Here is a 16,223-nt window from a genome sequence, read left to right as displayed (position 1 = left end):
CTGGCCCGGAATACAGGAGGTGTGCCGGGCGTTCATGCAGGTTGAATGGCGGGATAGCGGACAAACGGGCAAACGAGGTCCGCGCTGTTCCGTAAAACAGGGAAATCAACCAAAGGAGATCTGATGATGGCTATCGAGTCCCATCTTGCCACGCTCGAAAAAAAGCACGGCGCTCTGGAGCAGGAAATTTCCGAAGCTATAGCGTCACCGGCAATGGACGACCTGCACGTTGCATCTCTCAAGCGCAAGAAGCTCATGCTTAAGGACCAGATCGAAAAACTGAGATCCCAAGTAACACGTCACTAACAGGGAGCCGCGCTTAGATCGCGGTTCGATAAGGCGTCTCAAACCATCGACATTGGAGATCGAACGGCTCTGACGAGCTGGAGGTTCTTTGTCGTGAATGTAGTTTGCATTCCAAAGCGAAGATGCCGAAATTCAGTATTGGCGGCTGTGTCACAGCCGCCGAACATATTGATTCAACTATTTAATCGACTGCATTTATCGACGCTATTTTCAGCGTCCGTCAACCTTCCGTCTCTGCTCTTGGATCAAGGTTCAGTGCTTCCGGTGTCGCGCCACGTTCCGACGGCATGCTCTTGAACTGATCCTTTTCTTCTTTCGGAACGGATGCGCGCTTGCGTGAACGGAACAGTGCATAGCCGGTGATGGAAATATGCGCGAGCATGGTGATGGCGAAGAGGCCGGACGGCCAGAAAATATCCATGGCCGCAGCCGCCAGCAGCGGTCCGAGCATTGTGCCGAAGCCGTAAAGCAACAGAAGCCCGCTCGATACTTTCACAAAGCTTTCCGACGTTGCGTGATCGTTGGCGTGGGCGACGGCGACGGGATAGAGCGCATAGGCGAGCGCGCCATAACAGCCAGTCATCGTAATGATGACGGGGCCGCTGGACGGAGCGACGAGAAAGGCAATGAGGCCAACCAGTGCCGCCAGCGCCGCAACGCTTGCCAGCACGAAACGTCGGTCTACCAGATCGGAAATGCGTCCGATTGGAATCTGCATCAAGGCTCCGGCTGCGATAGTGACACTGACCATCAAGGCGATTTCGGTGGTCGAAATGCCGGATTTCGCGCCGAAGACAGCTCCGAGCGTACCCCATGCGCCATTGGCAATGCCGATCAGGATACAACCTACGAAAGCTGCAGGTGAGTTGTTATAGAGCGCCTTGAGATCAAGCTGCACTTCGGTCAGCGGCTTGGGGCTGACGGCTGTGGAGATCGCCGTTGGAATGAGAGCCAGGCAGAAGAAGACGCCGCTTATCATGAACAGATGATCGGAGCGCACGTCTCCGGCTGCCACGAGCATCTGGCCGGACATGGTGGCCCCGTAATTGACCATCATATACATGCCGAAAATCTTGCCGCGCGATTCGTTGGTCGCACGTTCATTCAGCCAGCTTTCTATGACCATGAAGGCGCCAGCCATCGAAAAGCCGGTGAAGGCGCGCAGGATCACCCAGATGGTTGCATCCACGAAGATGCCGGAAAGCAAAGCGATAACCGCAGCCGATGCGGCAAAACAACCGAATGCCCGTACATGGCCGACGCGGCGCACAAGGCGCGGCGCGAACAGACAGCCGGCAACGAAGCCACCCGCCCAGGTGGTACCGAGCATGCCGAGCGATGCCACTGAGAAGCCTTCCACACCGCCGCGCAGCGGCAATAGAAGACCGTGAAGTCCCGAAGCGATGAGAAGGAAGGCTGTACCGCAGAGAAGGGCCAGAACCTGAATGTAAATGCGCAAAATACTATTCCCGAAGTCTGAAGCCGAATTATCAGTGCTGAGGCTGATGAGCGATTATTGCGATCAATGTTTTTGTTCCGAAAGGTCTCGCCGGAAATGGTTCCGGCTGTTTCTAGTGGTCTGATTCCGACATTTGATCGGCGCTCATATCCGAGGGATGCAAATGTCGGAATCAGACCACTCGTAACCTTATGAATCTAGCGGATTTTTCAAATTTGACGTTTGAAACGGGATTAATATCGGACGGGTATCAAACGTCAAATTCAATCCACTAGCGAAACAATGCTTCTGCCGCAGCGCGGCTATCACCCTTCTTGAGGCGTTCTGTCTTCAACCGCTCTATTTCGGATTGCAGCAAGGCTATGCGCTGGTCGATCTCGATAACCGAAAGCAGCGATAGTTCCTCTTCGCTTAGCGCCACGCCGCTGCGGGGCTTTACCACATCCTCATCGAAACCGCTCATAGCCGTCCTCCGTGGTCAATGATGGCTCAGAAAAGATTTAACACCTTGAATCGTCGCATATATATTTGAGAAAATCGATGACGATTTCCCTAACGTGACGTCTTGCATCCGCCATGAGGCATTTCTGCGACGATGCGTAGGGCCAGAAATCTGAATGGAGTTGCAAATATGATGGCCGACTTGCCTTCACAGATGACCGCTATCGAAATTTCTGAACCGGGCGGAGCCCATATGCTTCGACCTGTTCAACGCTCGGTGCCTGAACCCAAGGAAGGTGAAATTCTGGTGCGGGTACGCGCCGCCGGGGTCAACCGGCCAGATGTCTTGCAGCGGCAGGGTCAATATGCGCCACCACCCGGCGCGTCGGATATTCCGGGTCTGGAGATTGCCGGTGACATTGTTGTCGTCGGCAGCGGCGTCAAACGGTTCAAGGTGGGCGATCAGGTGGTCGCACTGCTGGCCGGTGGCGGCTATGCCGAATATGCCATCGTGCATGAGACGAACGCGCTGCCCTTGCCTTCCGGCTATGGCTACATCGAAGCGGCAGCGATCCCTGAAACTTTCTTCACCGTCTGGCACAATGTGTTCGAGCGCGGCGGGTTGAAGAAGGGCGAGGTTTTTCTGGTTCACGGCGGCTCGTCGGGTATCGGCACGACGGCTATCCAGCTTGCAAAGGCATTTGGCGCGACCGTCATTGCAACTGCGGGCTCGAAGGAAAAATGCGAAGCCTGCCTGAAACTCGGAGCAGATCACGCCATCAATTACGGGCAAGAGGATTTTGTCGAGGTCGTCAAGGAAGTGACCAAGGGCAAAGGGGCCAATGTGATTCTCGATATGGTCGGTGGGGATTATGTCGACCGCAATTACAAAGCTGCTGCGGAAGATGGCCGCATCGTGCAGATCGCTTTTCTCAACGGTGCGAAGGCCACGGCCAATTTCGCAATATTGATGACCAAGCGTCTGACCCATACCGGCTCTACGCTGCGTCCGCGACCGGTCGACTTCAAGGCTGGCATTGCGCAGGAACTGGAGGCGAAGGTCTGGCCGCTTCTGGCACAGCGCCGCGTCGCCCCGGTGATGGACATGATCTTTTCGCTGAAAGATGCCTGGCGTGCGCATGAGCGCATGGAGGAGGGAAGACATATTGGCAAGATCGTACTCGATATTGCTTAGTATCCGGGCCAAAAGCCGCCCTGCTTGTTTGCAGGCATTAACGTTCAGAGCCATTCTTGCTCTGGCGACAAAAAAACGATATATAGGCCGTGATTTCCCGGAAATTGTGGTTTTGCCCACGTCCCGCGCCACCGGAGCGGACGAACAGAAGGATTATATCTAATGGCCACCCAGCTTCTTATGCCGAAGGCAACGGCCGTTTGGCTTGTCGATAATACGGCTCTGTCTTTTGACCAGATTGCCGCTTTCTGCAAGCTGCACCCGCTGGAAGTGAAGGCTATTGCCGACGGTGAAGCCTCTCAGGGCATCAAGGGTCTGGACCCGGTCATTACGGGTCAGATTTCGCGCGAAGAGATCGCGAAAGGCGAAAAGGATCCATATCATCGCCTGAAGCTTTCCGAGCCGAAGGTTCGCGTTCCGGAAGCCAAGCGCAAGGGCCCGCGTTATACGCCGCTTTCCAAGCGTCAGGATCGCCCGAATGCGATTCTGTGGCTGGTGCGCAATCATCCTGAACTGAAGGACGCGCAGATTTCCCGCCTGATCGGTACGACCAAGTCGACCATTGAACAGATTCGCAATCGCTCGCACTGGAACTCGGCAAATCTGACGGCGATGGACCCGGTAACGCTCGGTCTCTGCTCGCAGATCGATCTGGACATCGAAGTCGAACGCGCCTCCCGCAACCGTCCGGCAGCGCCGGAATCGGATAGCACCCTGCTGCCAGCTTCCGCGACCGAGAATTTCGATTATCGTGACGAGCAACCCGCAGAAGAAGAGCTCGATGCGGACAAGGTCTTTGCCAAGCTCTCTTCGCTCAAGAGCTCGACGCCGGACGAAGACGAAGAAGAATAGTCGGGACGAGAAATCGTTTTACCAAAATGCAAAAAAGCCCGGCTTTGTCAGCCGGGCTTTTTCTTTCTGTCTTGGGAGGTACTCAGTCTTTGAACGCGTTATATTCACTCAATTCCATGAGGCGGTAGAAATCGGCCAGTGTCTTGCCACGTTCGGCCCGGAAGAGGCGGCCTGCATCGCTGGCCTCAACAATGCGATCTGTCCGGAATGTGCGGAAAGCATTGCGTAATTCGCACCAGCCGATAACCGTCCAGACCTTGCCCCAGAACCACAGACCGAGCGGACGAATATTACGCTCGCTTTCGCGCGATTCCAGATCCCGATAGCGGATATTCAGCACGTTGCCATGATCGACAGCGCGTTCCACCGCGTCGATGATGCGGCGCTCATCCATACTGATACGGGCCGTGGGGGCATGAATTTGAGTGCTGGTGATGCGGGCGCGCTCTTCCTTGGGCAGGACGGCTTCGATCTTGACCAGAGCCTCTTCCGCGCCGCGCGCCATGGAAACGCCACCCCAGGCGCGAATGAGACGCGCTCCGGCGACAAGAGCGACGATTTCATCACGCGTGAACATGAGCGGCGGGAGTTCGAAACCCTGCCGAAGAATATAGCCGACACCGGCTTCGCCATCGATGGGAACGCCTGTCGATTGCAGATCGGAAATGTCACGATAGATCGTACGTTCGGAGACTTCCAGCCGTTCGGCCAGCTGACGCGCGGTGACAAGCCTGCCACCGCGCAGGTGCTGAACAATCTGGAAAAGGCGGTCTGCACGGCGCATTCCGGTTTATTCTCCGTTGCAGTATTTGGTGCCGCGCTGTTCCAGATAGCGATCCGGCCAGCCCAAATCCTTGCGCAAATCGTTCGGCAGTCGGCCGATCACCCGCTCGGTGCGAATGAAACGGCGGCGTTCGTCATATCTGCGCCTGTATTCCTTCAAAACTGCGATCAATGGTGCGATTGCGAGTGCCATGGTGAATCTCCCTCATCCTTGGATACGCAGTATCGCACACCCCTCCTGACAGCTTTCTGTCAGGAGCGAAGTCCGACTTTATTATCGTCCTAATATAATAGGATCGCAACGTCACGCCTTGTAGCGTGGCGCCGCCGTGTAGCTCAGCGGCAGGCGCCCACCGTCCGCATAGATGGTCTGGCCTGTTACATAGCTTGCATCCCGCGATGCCAGAAACGACGCTATCGAAGCAATTTCAGAGGTTTGGCCGATGCGACCGAGCGGCGTTCTGGAAAGAATCCTGTTGCGGGCATCGGTATCTGTGTTCACGGCGGAAAGCATGTCCGTCTCGATGGAGCCAGGACCAATCGCATTAACGCGAATTCCCCAACGAGCGAGCGCTACTGCCATGGTACGTGTCAGTTGGTTCAATCCGCCTTTGGAGACGGAATAGGCGAGTTGCTCCGGCAAACCGAAGATCGCATTGATCGACGACATGTTGATGATCGTGCCTGGATCACCGCCCGATTCGACCCTCTCGACCATGCGTCTGGCGACTGCCTGCCCACACAGAAAAGCACCTTTGAGATTGACCCTCATGACGCGGTCAAAATCCTCTTCTTTCAGGTCGAGGAAATCCGCCTGATGGACGATACCGGCATTGTTGACGAGGATGTCGATCTCGCCCAGATTGGTGATGGTGAAGGTGAGGAGATTGTGGACATCGAGCTTGTCACCCACATCCGCCGCCATATGGCGAACCGGGCCGAATTGCTCCAGATCCTTGGCTGCGCGCATGGCGGCGGCGTTGTCGATGTCGGATAGGACTACGCTTGCGCCATCCATCAGGAAGCGCTTTGCTATGGCATAGCCAATACCGCGGGCAGCGCCGGTGACGATTGCCACCTTGCCTTCTAACTGCATGATCGATCTCCAATTTGCGTGGAGAGTGGACCGGCGGAAACCGCCGGTCAATAGCGTCAGGATCAGGCAAAGGCGAGGCCGGTGTGACGCTCGCGCAGAACAGTGCTGATTTCTTCCAGAATAGCGGGATCATCGATTGTAGCCGGCATCTTCCATTCTTCGCCATCGGCGATTTTCTGGATAGTTGAGCGCAGAATCTTGCCGGACCGTGTCTTGGGCAGACGCTTGACGGTCAGCGCCAGCCGGAAAGCTGCAACAGGTCCGATGACGTCACGAACCATGCTGACGCATTCCTTCTCGACCTCTTGCGGTTCACGGTCGATGTTGGATTTCAGCACGAGGAAACCGCACGGCACCTGGCCCTTAACGGGGTCCGAAATACCAAGCACCGCACATTCGGCAACATCGGGATGGCTGGAAAGTACCTCCTCCATCGCCCCCGTGGATAGACGATGGCCAGCGACATTGATGATGTCGTCGGTGCGGCTCATAATGTAGAGATAACCGTCCTCATCCATATAGCCTGCATCTGCAGTTTTATAATAACCGGGGAACTCGTTCAGGTAGGCCTTGCGAAAGCGCTCGTCGGCATTCCAGAGCGTTGGCAGGCAGCCGGGCGGTAGCGGCAGCTTGATAAGAACATTCCCAAGTTGGCCGCGCTCGACTTCGTGGCCTTCATCGTCCAGCACGCGGATATCGTAACCCGGAAGGCAGACAGCAGGCGATCCGTATTTGGTTTCCAGAAGACCGAGGCCGAGCGGATTGGCGACCATCGGCCAGCCGCTTTCTGTCTGCCACCAGTGATCGATCACCGGGCAGCCCAGCAGGTTCTCGGCCCAGTGGATCGTGTCTGGATCGGCACGTTCGCCAGCGAGATAAAGGGCGCGGAACTTCGAAAGGTCGTAGCGACGCACGAAATTGCCGTCCGCGTCGTCTTTCTTGATAGCGCGCAGTGCCGTAGGTGCGGTGAACATCACTTCCACGCCATGCTCGGCAATGATGCGCCAATAGGTGCCCGCATCGGGCGTGCCGATCGGCTTGCCTTCGAAGAGGATAGTCGTTGCACCTTGGATCAGCGGTGCGTAGACGATGTAGGAATGGCCAACTACCCAACCCACATCGGATGCGGCCCACCATACTTGTCCGGGTTCCACACCAAAAACATTCTTTATGGACCAGGCGAGCGCCACCATGTGTCCGCCATTGTCTCGCACGACGCCTTTCGGCTCGCCGGTCGTGCCGGATGTGTACAGCACATAAAGCGGGTCGGTGGCATCAACCGGCGTGCAGGGGATATGACGACCGCGCGCGGCATTGACGGCCTCGCGATAGTCGATGTCACGCCCTGCCACCGGTTCATGCCGATGCTGTTCACGCTGCAATATGATGCAATGATCGACCTTGTGATGTGCAAGTGAAATCGCTTTATCGAGCATGGCCTGATAAGGCACGATGCGGGTAGGCTCGATGCCGCAGGAACCGGCGATAATCATCACTGGCTTGGCGTCGTCGATGCGGGTTGCGAGTTCATTGGCGGCAAATCCGCCGAAGACAACGGAATGGACGGCACCGATACGGGCTGATGCCAGCATGGCGACAGCCGCTTCGGGAACCATCGGCATATAGATGAGAACGCGGTCGCCCTTCGACACGCCATTGTCGAGCATGACGGCGGAGAGCGCTTCTACTTCTTCCAGCAGTTCGAGATAAGTGAATTTGCGCACTGTGCGGGTGACGGGGCTTTCATAGATGAGCGCCACCTGTTCACCGCGCCCGTTGGCGACATGGCGGTCGAGCGCGTTGTAACATGTGTTGCACTCAGCACCCTTGAACCAACGTCCATAGACACCTTCGTCGCCCGCAAAAACCTGATCCCATGGCGTGAACCAGTCGATTGCCTGCGCCGCTTCAGCCCAGAAGCGTTCAGGATCGGTCTGCCATGCGGCATAGGTTTCGGCATATTTCGAAGTCATGCTCTTCCTCCCAGAAGCACGCACAACGCCGCCGGGGCGGTTGTTGCGCCGTGATTAGAGCGCATCCCGAAAAGTGTGAAACGGTTTCCGGAACAAGATGCGCGTCAAAACAAACACCTGGTCTGCTGACGAAAGCGCAAAATCGACCTGTTTCGGTCAATCTCCTCCATGCGCGTTTCGTCACCTCCACATGCAGTTTACGCCGCTGGACGGCGACCCGTCCATGAAACTTAAGATGAAGAACGAGACTTGCCGGTAAAACGCCTGTGTCTGATGCAGGTGTCTTGCGGCGATGGCCTGTCTGCGTCACAAGGAGGCAGAGAGGTGATTTGTGACAAAAATCCTGCCTGTGCTGCTTGTTCTTCTGATGGGACTGCACATCATCAAACCGCTTGGCCTGCCGGGACTGAAGCGGCGCAGCGATTTCTGGAAGATCGCAGTCATCGCCATATTGATCATGGCACTGGCAGTGGGATTCCATCTGCACGAAGGCTGAAAAAAGCCCGGCTGAAATCGCCGGGCCCTCCTTTTCAAGACAAGTCAGGCTGCCTTTTCGAGGTCTTTTTTCCAGCCGCCGGTAGCGGCGAGACCATTCATCTTTGCACGATGCGCGAAAGCGCGCTGACCGGCCGCGATGTTTTCATCCTTACCTGCCCAGGCGTCCAGCGCTGCCGCCTGAAGGGCACGGCCATAGGAGAAGGTCATCTTCCATGGCATGTCGAAGCCCGCATTCATTGCAGAAAGATGGGCTGTCGCTTCCTCGCCGGTCTGGCCGCCGGAAAGAAATGCGATGCCGGGCACTGCTGCCGGAACCGTGTTGCGGAAACAGCGTACGGTTTTCTCCGCCACTTCCTCGACGGAAGCTTTGCGTGCCTTTTTGCCGTCGATGACCATGTTTGGCTTCAGGATCATGCCTTCGAGCCTGACGCGAGCATCGTAAAGTTCCGTAAATACCGTCTTGAGAACCCATTCCGTCACTTCGTAACAACGGTCGATGGTGTGATCACCCGGCTGGCCGTCCATCAACACTTCCGGCTCCACGATAGGGACGATGTTTGCTTCCTGGCAAAGCGCTGCATAGCGGGCGAGCGCCTGTGCATTCTGTTTCACCGCACCCCATGTGGGCAGGCCATCCGAAATGGAAATCACTGCGCGCCATTTGGCAAAGCGTGCGCCAAGCTCATAATATTCGTTGAGCCGTTCGCGCAGACTGTCGAGCCCCTCTGTGATTGTTTCACCATAGAAGCCTGCCAGCGGCTTTGCACCCGCATCGACCTTGATACCCGGAATTGCCCCTGCCTTTCGGATAATGTCGACGAGCGGCGTACCATCCTTGGCCTTCTGCCTTATGGTTTCATCATAGAGAATGACACCCGAAATATAGTACTTCATCGCGTCGTCCGAACGGAACAACATCTCGCGATAATCGCGGCGGGTGTTTTCCGTCGAGGCGAGATGGATCGAGTCAAAGCGCTTCTTGATGGTGCTCGAGCTTTCGTCGGCGGCGAGAATACCTTTTCCTGCTGCCATCAGTGCAATCGCAATATCTTCAAGACGTTCAGTCATATGCAATGCTCCTTCTATCAAAGCGATGAGGGAGTGTTGGTTAAAACCATGGCGAGCGCAAGTTATTGAAACGTTTGAAAGATTTTTCAAACGTTTTAGATGAGACAAGTTATCTTAAGAGCAGTCAGATTGGCTATCTCGGGTTTTTCCCGAAACTCGTTTTGATATCCGCGTCTCAGACCCCATGTAAGAAACCAGTGAGGAAACCCCGCCCGTTTTCCGTTGTCCAGATTTGAGGAGGAGATATGCGACGAGCCCTTTTAAGCTTGCCGTTTGTTCTGGCCGCATCAATGGTTGCCCTGCCGGTACCCGATGTTTCGGCTGAGAGCATCAATGCCGGTGGCAGGAAGGCTGAAGCAAATGCTCCGTTTACTGCAATCCCGGTCGCCGAATTCGATACGCCATGGGCGATCGCCTTTCTGCCCGATGGCAGACTTTTATTGACGGAGAAGGGCGGCAAGATTTTCATCGTCACGCAATCGGGTGACAAAACTGCTGTCGCTGGCGTGCCGGAAGTCGCCTTTGGCGGCCAGAACGGTCTTCTTGATATTGCGCCTGCACCGGATTTCGAAAAAAGCAAGGCAGTCTACTTTTCCTATAACGAACCGGAGAAGAATGGCAGCAGCGTCGTTCTGGCGCGCGCTGTGCTGGACGAGGGTGACGGCAAGGTAGCGCTGAAGGAAAAGACCACGATCTGGAAACAGGATGCGGTGGCTCGCGGTGGACAGCCGGGCGGCATTATTGCTTTCGCGCCGGACGGCAAGCATCTGTTCTTTTCCGTTGGCGACCGCATGTTGCCCGCGACCGCACAGGACGATGCGGCTCCAATGGGGAAAATTCTCCGTATGAATCTCGATGGTTCCGTGCCGAAGGATAATCCGCATGCGGATGCAGAAGGTGTGCGGGCGCTGACCTGGTCGACCGGCCATCGCAATCCGTATGGACTGGCCTTTGGTCCCGATGGAAAGCTCTGGGAGCACGAGATGGGCCCGCGTGGCGGTGACGAGTTCAATCTCATCAAACCCGGTCTCAATTATGGGTGGCCTGTTGTTTCCAATGGCGACAATTATAGCGGCAGGCCGATCCCGCGCCATAGCACACGTCCGGAATTCGAGCCACCATTGGTGTACTGGACGCCGGTTATCGCTCCGGCGGGGCTTGCCTTTTACGAGGGAGACATGTTCCCCGAATGGCGTGGTTCGGCTTTGATCGGAGGGCTTTCGGTCATGTCGCTGGTGCGTGTCGTGATCGACAAGGACGGCAAGGCGGACGAAGCCGAGCGCTTTGAAATGGAAAACCGTATCCGCGATGTGGCTGTCGGGCCGGACGGTGCCATTTGGCTGGTCGAGGATGATAATCCGGGGCGGCTTTTGAAGCTCACACCGAAAAAATAAGCCCGGCAGCAGCCGAGCTTATTTGAATGCAGTTTATCACATTACTTCTTCAGCACATCGACGCCGGGGAGGGGCTTGCCTTCCATCCACTCGAGGAAGGCGCCACCTGCGGTCGAGATGTAAGTGAAGTCGTCGGCCACGCCAGCATGGTTCAACGCTGCGACCGTATCGCCGCCGCCGCCGACCGAAACCAGCTTGCCAGCCTTGGTGCGGGCCGCGACGTGTTTTGCGGTCTTGACTGTTGCCGCATCGAACGGGCGCAGTTCGAACGCACCGAGCGGACCGTTCCAGATAAGCGTAGCCGCATCATCGATGGCCGAGGCGATCAGATCGGTCGAAAGCGCTCCGGCATCAAGAATCATGCCGTCGCTTGGAACCGAATCGACTCCATAGGTCTTGTTCGGCGTGTCGGCTGCAAAGTGCCAGCCCACGACGGCATCGACCGGCAGGATGATCGCGCATTTGGTGGTTTCGGCCTTGGCCATGATTTCGCGGGCGGTGTGGGCCAGCTCGTGTTCGCACAGCGATTTGCCGACATCATGTCCCTGCGCTGCCAGGAAAGTATTGGCCATGCCGCCGCCAATAACGAGCGCATCGACCTTTTCGATCAGGTTGGACAGAAGATCGAGCTTGGTCGAAACCTTTGCGCCGCCGACTATGGCGACAACCGGGCGAGCTGGATTGCCGAGGCCTTTTTCAAGCGCCTCAAGCTCAGCCTGCATGCCGCGTCCCGCATAGGCGGGCAGGACATGTGCGAGGCCTTCCGTCGAGGCGTGGGCGCGGTGGGCAGCCGAAAACGCGTCGTTTACATAAAGATCGCCATTGACTGCCAGAGCCGCGACGAATTCCGGATCGTTCTTTTCCTCGCCCTTGTGGAAACGGGTGTTTTCCAGAAGCAGGACATCGCCGTCCTTCAGCGCATCGACGGCGGCCTTGGCCTTGTCGCCGATGCAGTCTTCGGCAAAATGGACACCGTGTCCCAGAACCTTGGCGAGCGGCTTCACGACATGCGTCAGCGAATTTTCGTCCGAAGCAACACCTTTGGGGCGACCGAAATGGGCGAGCAGAATGACCTTTGCGCCTTTCCTGGAAAGTTCGGCAATGGTCGGAACGATGCGCTCGATACGGGTCAGGTCTGTGACTTCGCCATTCGCCATCGGCACGTTGAGGTCAACGCGGACCAGTACGCGCTTGGACTTGACGTCGGCATCGTCGAGAGTGCGGAAACTCATGATCTTTCTCCCAGAACTGTCTTTCGGGTGCTGGTGGAGCAGGGGGGCTCAAACAGGCAGGCGCCGGAAAAGGGTTGGATAGTCGGTGACAAGCCCGTCCTCATCGACGGGCAATTCGGCAGTGAAGGTGCGGTCGGCCGCCGCGTAGCGATAGCGCCGCCCTTCCTCAAGGCAAGTATATCGCTGCTGGTCACGCAGCGGGCGGAAACTGTCGAACGGCACGTAAAGCATGTCGAGCTGAACGGTGCCGCTTTCCGGTGTGAGGCCAAGGCGGCGGACGGGCAGCGTGTTGGTGAAGGGCGTTCCTGCCAGATCGATATCGATGCAGCCGTCGAATTCGGGCAATGCATCGCCAGCCATCGTGCTCCAGCGACCGTCGCCGTCGGAAACAAGCTCCAGACGGTGCCCGGCTGTGGTTTCGATCAGGAAATGGAGGACATGCCAGGCGCTGTTGCAGTCGATGCTGTAGCGCACGCCATAGGGTTTGCCTCCGCGGTCGCCAATCACCACGCTTTCGGCACGGATCGTACGGCCGGTAGGGCCGATATTGAGGTGTTCGAGCCCTTCTCCTTCCAGCGGACGCCAGCGCGCAACGGTGGGGAGAAGGGCGCGAAACATGGTCAGAAGCTTAGATCAGCTTGCCGAAGGCGACAGCGGTATCGCCCATACGGCTGGAGAAGCCCCACTCATTGTCGTACCACGACAGGATGCGCACCATGGTGCCTTCCATGACCTTGGTCTGGTCCGTGTGGAAGACCGAGGAATGGGAGTCATGGTTGAAGTCGTGCGAGACGAGCGGTTCATCGGTGTAGCCGAGAATGCCCTTGAGGCGGCCATTGGCGGCTGCACGGATCGCATTGTTGACTTCATCGACAGTCGTTTCGCGCTTGGCGATGAAGGTCAGGTCCACGACCGAGACGTTCGGGGTCGGAACGCGGATGGCGACGCCATCGAGCTTGCCCTTCAGTTCCGGCAGAACGAGGCCGACAGCCTTGGCTGCGCCCGTCGAGGTCGGGATCATGGAAAGGGCTGCTGCGCGTGCGCGGTAGAGATCCTTATGCATGGTGTCCAGCGTCGGCTGGTCGCCCGTATAGGAGTGGATCGTGGTCATGAAGCCCTTTTCGATGCCGATGGCATCGTTGAGAACCTGAGCCACCGGTGCAAGGCAGTTGGTGGTGCACGAAGCGTTGGAGATGACCAGATGGTCCTTGGTCAGCTTGTCGTGGTTGACGCCATAAACGACGGTGAGGTCGGCGCCATCGGCAGGAGCCGAAACGATGACGCGCTTTGCACCAGCTTCAAGGTGAAGTGCTGCCTTGTCGCGCGAGGTGAAGATGCCGGTGCATTCCAGAGCGATGTCGACGCCTTCTTCCTTCCACGGCAGTTCAGCCGGGTTGCGGACGGCATGCACCTTGATCGGGCCGTAGCCGACGTCGATGGTGTCGCCTGCAACCTTTACTTCCTTGGGGAAACGGCCATGAACGCTGTCATAACGCAGAAGATGCGCATTGGTTTCGACCGGGCCGAGGTCGTTGATGGCGACGACCTGAATATCGGTGCGGCCCGACTCTACGATGGCGCGAAGGATGTTGCGGCCGATGCGGCCAAAACCGTTAATTGCGACGCGAACTGCCATTTTCTCTTAATCTCCCGATAGGGTACTGCACATGCAGTGCTTCAAAACTCCGCCGGAACGGACAAATCGAACAGGATTCGTCCGACCGAACCGGAATGGAAACTCAAACGCCGGCGTTTTTGCGACGCCGGCGTTCTTAAAATCATGCGGCGTTGAGCTTCTTCTCCGCAGCTTCGGCGGCATGTTCTGCCGTGATGCCGAAATGCTTGTAGAGATCGTTGATCTCGCCCGAAGCGCCGAAGCCCTTCATGCCGATGAATATGCCGTTTTCGCCGATGAAGCGTTCCCAGCCGAGCGAGATTGCCGCTTCAATGGCAACCTTTACCGGCGCGTCGCCGATGGTCGCCGTCTTGTAGGCGTCGCTCTGATGTTCGAAAAGCTCGAAGCAAGGAACGGAAACGACACGGGTGGCAATGCCTTTGCCTTCCAGCAGGTCGCGGGCCTTGAGCGCGATTTCCACTTCCGAGCCGGTTGCGAAGATCGTCACCTTGGCATCCTTGCTTGCCGCAGCAAGTTCATAGGCGCCGAAAGCCGAAAGGTTTTCGTCGCGATGCTCGGTGCGGACTGTCGGCAGATTCTGGCGGGTCAGAGCCATCGTTGACGGCGTCTTCTTCGATTGCAAGGCAATCTGCCAGCATTCAGCCGCCTCGACAGCGTCGGCAGGGCGGAACACATTGTGGTTCGGAATGGCGCGCAAGGCGGCAAGCTGTTCGACTGGCTGGTGGGTCGGGCCGTCTTCACCAAGACCGATGGAGTCGTGCGTCATCACGTAAACGACGCGGATGCCCATCAGCGAGGAAAGACGCATGGCCGGACGGCAATAATCCGAGAAAGTCAGGAAGGTGCCGCCGTAGGGGATGAGGCCCCCATGCAGCGTCATGCCGTTCATGGCTGCTGCCATTCCGTGTTCACGGATGCCGTAATGGACGTAGCGCTGGCCGTAATCTTCCGGCGTAATAGCCTTGGTCTGGCTCGTCTTGGTGTTGTTCGAGCCGGTGAGATCGGCAGAACCGCCGATGGTTTCCGGCACGACACCGTTGATGACTTCCAGTGCCATTTCCGAAGACTTGCGGGTTGCGACCTTCGGTTTGTCGGCGGAAAGCTTCTTTTTGTATTCGATGATGGTCGCGTCGAAGTTGGAAGGCAGGTCGCCACGCATCCGGCGCTCGAATTCAGCGCGGGTGTCCGCGTCGGCGGCGGCAAAGCGCTTTTCCCATTCCTGACGCTTCTTGGCGGCATTCAGACCGGCAACGCGCCAGCCGTCCAGCACTTCTGCGGGAACGACGAAAGGTTCCGCGCTCCAGCCGAGCGCCTTGCGGGTTGCTGCAATTTCTTCGGCACCAAGCGGGGAGCCATGTACCTTGTTGGTGCCGGCTTTGTTCGGCGCACCGAAGCCGATGGTGGTCTTGCAGGCGATCAGCGTCGGCTTTTCGGAAACCCTGGCCAGTTCGATAGCCTTGGCAATCGCATCCTGGTCGTGACCGTCGACAGCCATCGTGTTCCAGCCGGAAGCGGCGAAACGGGCAGGCTGGTCAGTATTGTCGGAAAGCGTGACCGGGCCGTCGATCGAGATGTTGTTGTCGTCCCAGAACACGATCAGCTTGTTCAGCTTCAGATGACCGGCAAGCGCGATGGCTTCCTGGCTGATGCCTTCCATGAGGCAGCCGTCACCGGCAATAACATAGGTGTAATGGTTGACGAGGCTGTCGCCGAACTGTGCATTGAGGATGCGTTCGGAAAGCGCCATGCCGACGGCATTGGCGATGCCCTGTCCGAGCGGACCGGTCGTTGTTTCGATACCGGCGGCGTGACCATATTCCGGATGGCCTGCTGTGCGCGAACCGAGCTGGCGGAAATTCTTGATCTCGTCGATGGTGATGTCTTCGTAGCCCGAAAGATAGAGCAGCGAATAGAGCAGCATCGAGCCGTGGCCTGCGGAGAGCACGAAACGGTCGCGATCGGGCCAATGCGGGTTCTGCGGGTCATGCGAGAGAAAACGGGTATAGAGCGTCGTCGCTATATCGGCTGCACCCATCGGCAGGCCGGGATGGCCCGAATTGGCTTTCTCCACCGCGTCCATAGAGAGGAAGCGGATCGCGTTGGCCATCTGGTTTTGTTTGTCGGAATTGGTCATGGTCTCAGCCGTCTTTCCTTGGGAGGGGTTAACGGGGTTGCGGCGATGCCTTTGCCTGAGCACGATCCGCGTCCAAAACGGCTTCATGCGTCTCGGGATCACGCTCCAGAAGGCATCGGGACACATAGCACCTGCGTATAAGGAGTCAATAAACCG

16 protein-coding genes are annotated in these 16,223 nt (G+C 57.3%); 5 read left to right on the top strand and 11 right to left on the bottom strand.

Annotated features, from left to right (window positions below):
* Window positions 1-123: 123 nt before the first annotated feature.
* Window positions 124-306 (top strand): YdcH family protein, encoded by a 183-nt coding sequence (locus tag F9K91_RS08650; RefSeq protein WP_012091308.1) that lies wholly within the window; start codon window positions 124-126, stop codon window positions 304-306.
* 220 nt (window positions 307-526) lie between these two features.
* Here F9K91_RS08650 and F9K91_RS08645 read toward each other — a convergent pair whose 3' ends face one another.
* Both F9K91_RS08645 and F9K91_RS08640 read right to left on the bottom strand, forming a co-directional pair.
* Window positions 527-1,765, bottom strand: a complete 1,239-nt coding sequence (locus F9K91_RS08645) for an MFS transporter (protein ID WP_151556099.1) — start codon at window positions 1,763-1,765, stop codon at window positions 527-529.
* Window positions 1,766-2,036: 271 nt separating this feature from the next.
* A complete protein-coding gene (locus tag F9K91_RS08640; RefSeq protein WP_151556100.1) occupies window positions 2,037-2,228 on the bottom strand; it encodes a DUF1192 family protein in 192 nt (63 codons plus the stop codon).
* Between the two features lie 168 nt (window positions 2,229-2,396).
* Here F9K91_RS08640 and F9K91_RS08635 point away from each other — a divergent pair, with 168 nt between their 5' ends.
* Together F9K91_RS08635 and F9K91_RS08630 are read left to right on the top strand one after the other, a co-directional pair.
* Window positions 2,397-3,401 carry an NAD(P)H-quinone oxidoreductase gene (locus F9K91_RS08635; RefSeq protein WP_151556101.1) on the top strand — a complete coding sequence of 335 codons (1,005 nt, stop codon included), beginning with the start codon at window positions 2,397-2,399 and terminating at the stop codon, window positions 3,399-3,401.
* Between the two features lie 162 nt (window positions 3,402-3,563).
* Window positions 3,564-4,253, top strand: a complete 690-nt coding sequence (locus F9K91_RS08630; RefSeq protein ID WP_061348009.1) for a DUF1013 domain-containing protein — start codon at window positions 3,564-3,566, stop codon at window positions 4,251-4,253.
* Window positions 4,254-4,335: 82 nt separating this feature from the next.
* Here F9K91_RS08630 and F9K91_RS08625 read toward each other — a convergent pair whose 3' ends face one another.
* The 4 genes from F9K91_RS08625 to F9K91_RS08610 form a co-directional block, all read right to left on the bottom strand.
* On the bottom strand, window positions 4,336-5,037 hold the full coding sequence (locus tag F9K91_RS08625; protein ID WP_151677637.1) for a helix-turn-helix transcriptional regulator: 702 nt from the start codon (window positions 5,035-5,037) through the stop codon (window positions 4,336-4,338).
* Window positions 5,038-5,043: 6 nt separating this feature from the next.
* A complete protein-coding gene (locus F9K91_RS08620; protein WP_061348011.1) occupies window positions 5,044-5,229 on the bottom strand; it encodes a hypothetical protein in 186 nt (61 codons plus the stop codon).
* Between the two features lie 111 nt (window positions 5,230-5,340).
* Window positions 5,341-6,132 carry an SDR family NAD(P)-dependent oxidoreductase gene (locus tag F9K91_RS08615; protein ID WP_151556102.1) on the bottom strand — a complete coding sequence of 264 codons (792 nt, stop codon included), beginning with the start codon at window positions 6,130-6,132 and terminating at the stop codon, window positions 5,341-5,343.
* 62 nt (window positions 6,133-6,194) lie between these two features.
* Entirely contained in the window at window positions 6,195-8,105 is a 1,911-nt protein-coding gene (locus F9K91_RS08610) for a propionyl-CoA synthetase (protein WP_151677636.1), read from the bottom strand.
* Between the two features lie 331 nt (window positions 8,106-8,436).
* On the opposite strand from F9K91_RS08610, the gene F9K91_RS25975 reads away from it, so the two are divergent.
* A complete protein-coding gene (locus F9K91_RS25975) occupies window positions 8,437-8,601 on the top strand; it encodes a hypothetical protein (protein ID WP_167522199.1) in 165 nt (54 codons plus the stop codon).
* 44 nt (window positions 8,602-8,645) lie between these two features.
* Here the strand turns inward: F9K91_RS25975 and F9K91_RS08605 are convergent, their stop codons facing one another.
* A complete protein-coding gene (locus tag F9K91_RS08605; protein ID WP_151677635.1) occupies window positions 8,646-9,671 on the bottom strand; it encodes a class I fructose-bisphosphate aldolase in 1,026 nt (341 codons plus the stop codon).
* Window positions 9,672-9,916: 245 nt separating this feature from the next.
* On the opposite strand from F9K91_RS08605, the gene F9K91_RS08600 reads away from it, so the two are divergent.
* Window positions 9,917-11,065 (top strand): PQQ-dependent sugar dehydrogenase, encoded by a 1,149-nt coding sequence (locus F9K91_RS08600; protein WP_151677634.1) that lies wholly within the window; start codon window positions 9,917-9,919, stop codon window positions 11,063-11,065.
* 41 nt (window positions 11,066-11,106) lie between these two features.
* On the opposite strand, the gene F9K91_RS08595 is transcribed toward F9K91_RS08600, so the two are convergent.
* From F9K91_RS08595 to tkt, 4 genes are all read right to left on the bottom strand, one after another.
* Window positions 11,107-12,297 carry a phosphoglycerate kinase gene (locus F9K91_RS08595; RefSeq protein ID WP_151556107.1) on the bottom strand — a complete coding sequence of 397 codons (1,191 nt, stop codon included), beginning with the start codon at window positions 12,295-12,297 and terminating at the stop codon, window positions 11,107-11,109.
* Between the two features lie 48 nt (window positions 12,298-12,345).
* Window positions 12,346-12,915, bottom strand: a complete 570-nt coding sequence (locus F9K91_RS08590; RefSeq protein ID WP_151677633.1) for a putative glycolipid-binding domain-containing protein — start codon at window positions 12,913-12,915, stop codon at window positions 12,346-12,348.
* A gap of 10 nt (window positions 12,916-12,925) precedes the next feature.
* Window positions 12,926-13,933 carry a type I glyceraldehyde-3-phosphate dehydrogenase gene (gap, locus tag F9K91_RS08585; protein WP_061348018.1) on the bottom strand — a complete coding sequence of 336 codons (1,008 nt, stop codon included), beginning with the start codon at window positions 13,931-13,933 and terminating at the stop codon, window positions 12,926-12,928.
* 142 nt (window positions 13,934-14,075) lie between these two features.
* Complete coding sequence (gene tkt, locus F9K91_RS08580) at window positions 14,076-16,067, bottom strand: transketolase (RefSeq protein ID WP_151556109.1); 1,992 nt, start codon at window positions 16,065-16,067, stop codon at window positions 14,076-14,078.
* Window positions 16,068-16,223 lie beyond the last annotated feature (156 nt).

This window comes from Brucella tritici, assembly GCF_008932295.1.
GTDB lineage: Bacteria > Pseudomonadota > Alphaproteobacteria > Rhizobiales > Rhizobiaceae > Brucella > Brucella tritici.
The sequence above is the reverse complement of the archived record's forward strand: the minus strand, read 5'-3'. Positions and strand labels throughout refer to the sequence as shown.

Coding starts and splice junctions, on each gene's coding strand:
- F9K91_RS08605 (WP_151677635.1), bottom strand. CDS start 9,671: ATGACTGAACGTCTTGAAGATATTGCGATTGCACTGATGGCAGCAGGA.
- F9K91_RS08650 (WP_012091308.1), top strand. CDS start 124: ATGATGGCTATCGAGTCCCATCTTGCCACGCTCGAAAAAAAGCACGGC.
- F9K91_RS08600 (WP_151677634.1), top strand. CDS start 9,917: ATGCGACGAGCCCTTTTAAGCTTGCCGTTTGTTCTGGCCGCATCAATG.
- F9K91_RS08625 (WP_151677637.1), bottom strand. CDS start 5,037: ATGCGCCGTGCAGACCGCCTTTTCCAGATTGTTCAGCACCTGCGCGGT.
- F9K91_RS08590 (WP_151677633.1), bottom strand. CDS start 12,915: ATGTTTCGCGCCCTTCTCCCCACCGTTGCGCGCTGGCGTCCGCTGGAA.
- F9K91_RS08635 (WP_151556101.1), top strand. CDS start 2,397: ATGATGGCCGACTTGCCTTCACAGATGACCGCTATCGAAATTTCTGAA.
- F9K91_RS08610 (WP_151677636.1), bottom strand. CDS start 8,105: ATGACTTCGAAATATGCCGAAACCTATGCCGCATGGCAGACCGATCCT.
- F9K91_RS08595 (WP_151556107.1), bottom strand. CDS start 12,297: ATGAGTTTCCGCACTCTCGACGATGCCGACGTCAAGTCCAAGCGCGTA.
- F9K91_RS08640 (WP_151556100.1), bottom strand. CDS start 2,228: ATGAGCGGTTTCGATGAGGATGTGGTAAAGCCCCGCAGCGGCGTGGCG.
- gap (WP_061348018.1), bottom strand. CDS start 13,933: ATGGCAGTTCGCGTCGCAATTAACGGTTTTGGCCGCATCGGCCGCAAC.
- F9K91_RS08615 (WP_151556102.1), bottom strand. CDS start 6,132: ATGCAGTTAGAAGGCAAGGTGGCAATCGTCACCGGCGCTGCCCGCGGT.
- tkt (WP_151556109.1), bottom strand. CDS start 16,067: ATGACCAATTCCGACAAACAAAACCAGATGGCCAACGCGATCCGCTTC.
- F9K91_RS08630 (WP_061348009.1), top strand. CDS start 3,564: ATGGCCACCCAGCTTCTTATGCCGAAGGCAACGGCCGTTTGGCTTGTC.
- F9K91_RS08620 (WP_061348011.1), bottom strand. CDS start 5,229: ATGGCACTCGCAATCGCACCATTGATCGCAGTTTTGAAGGAATACAGG.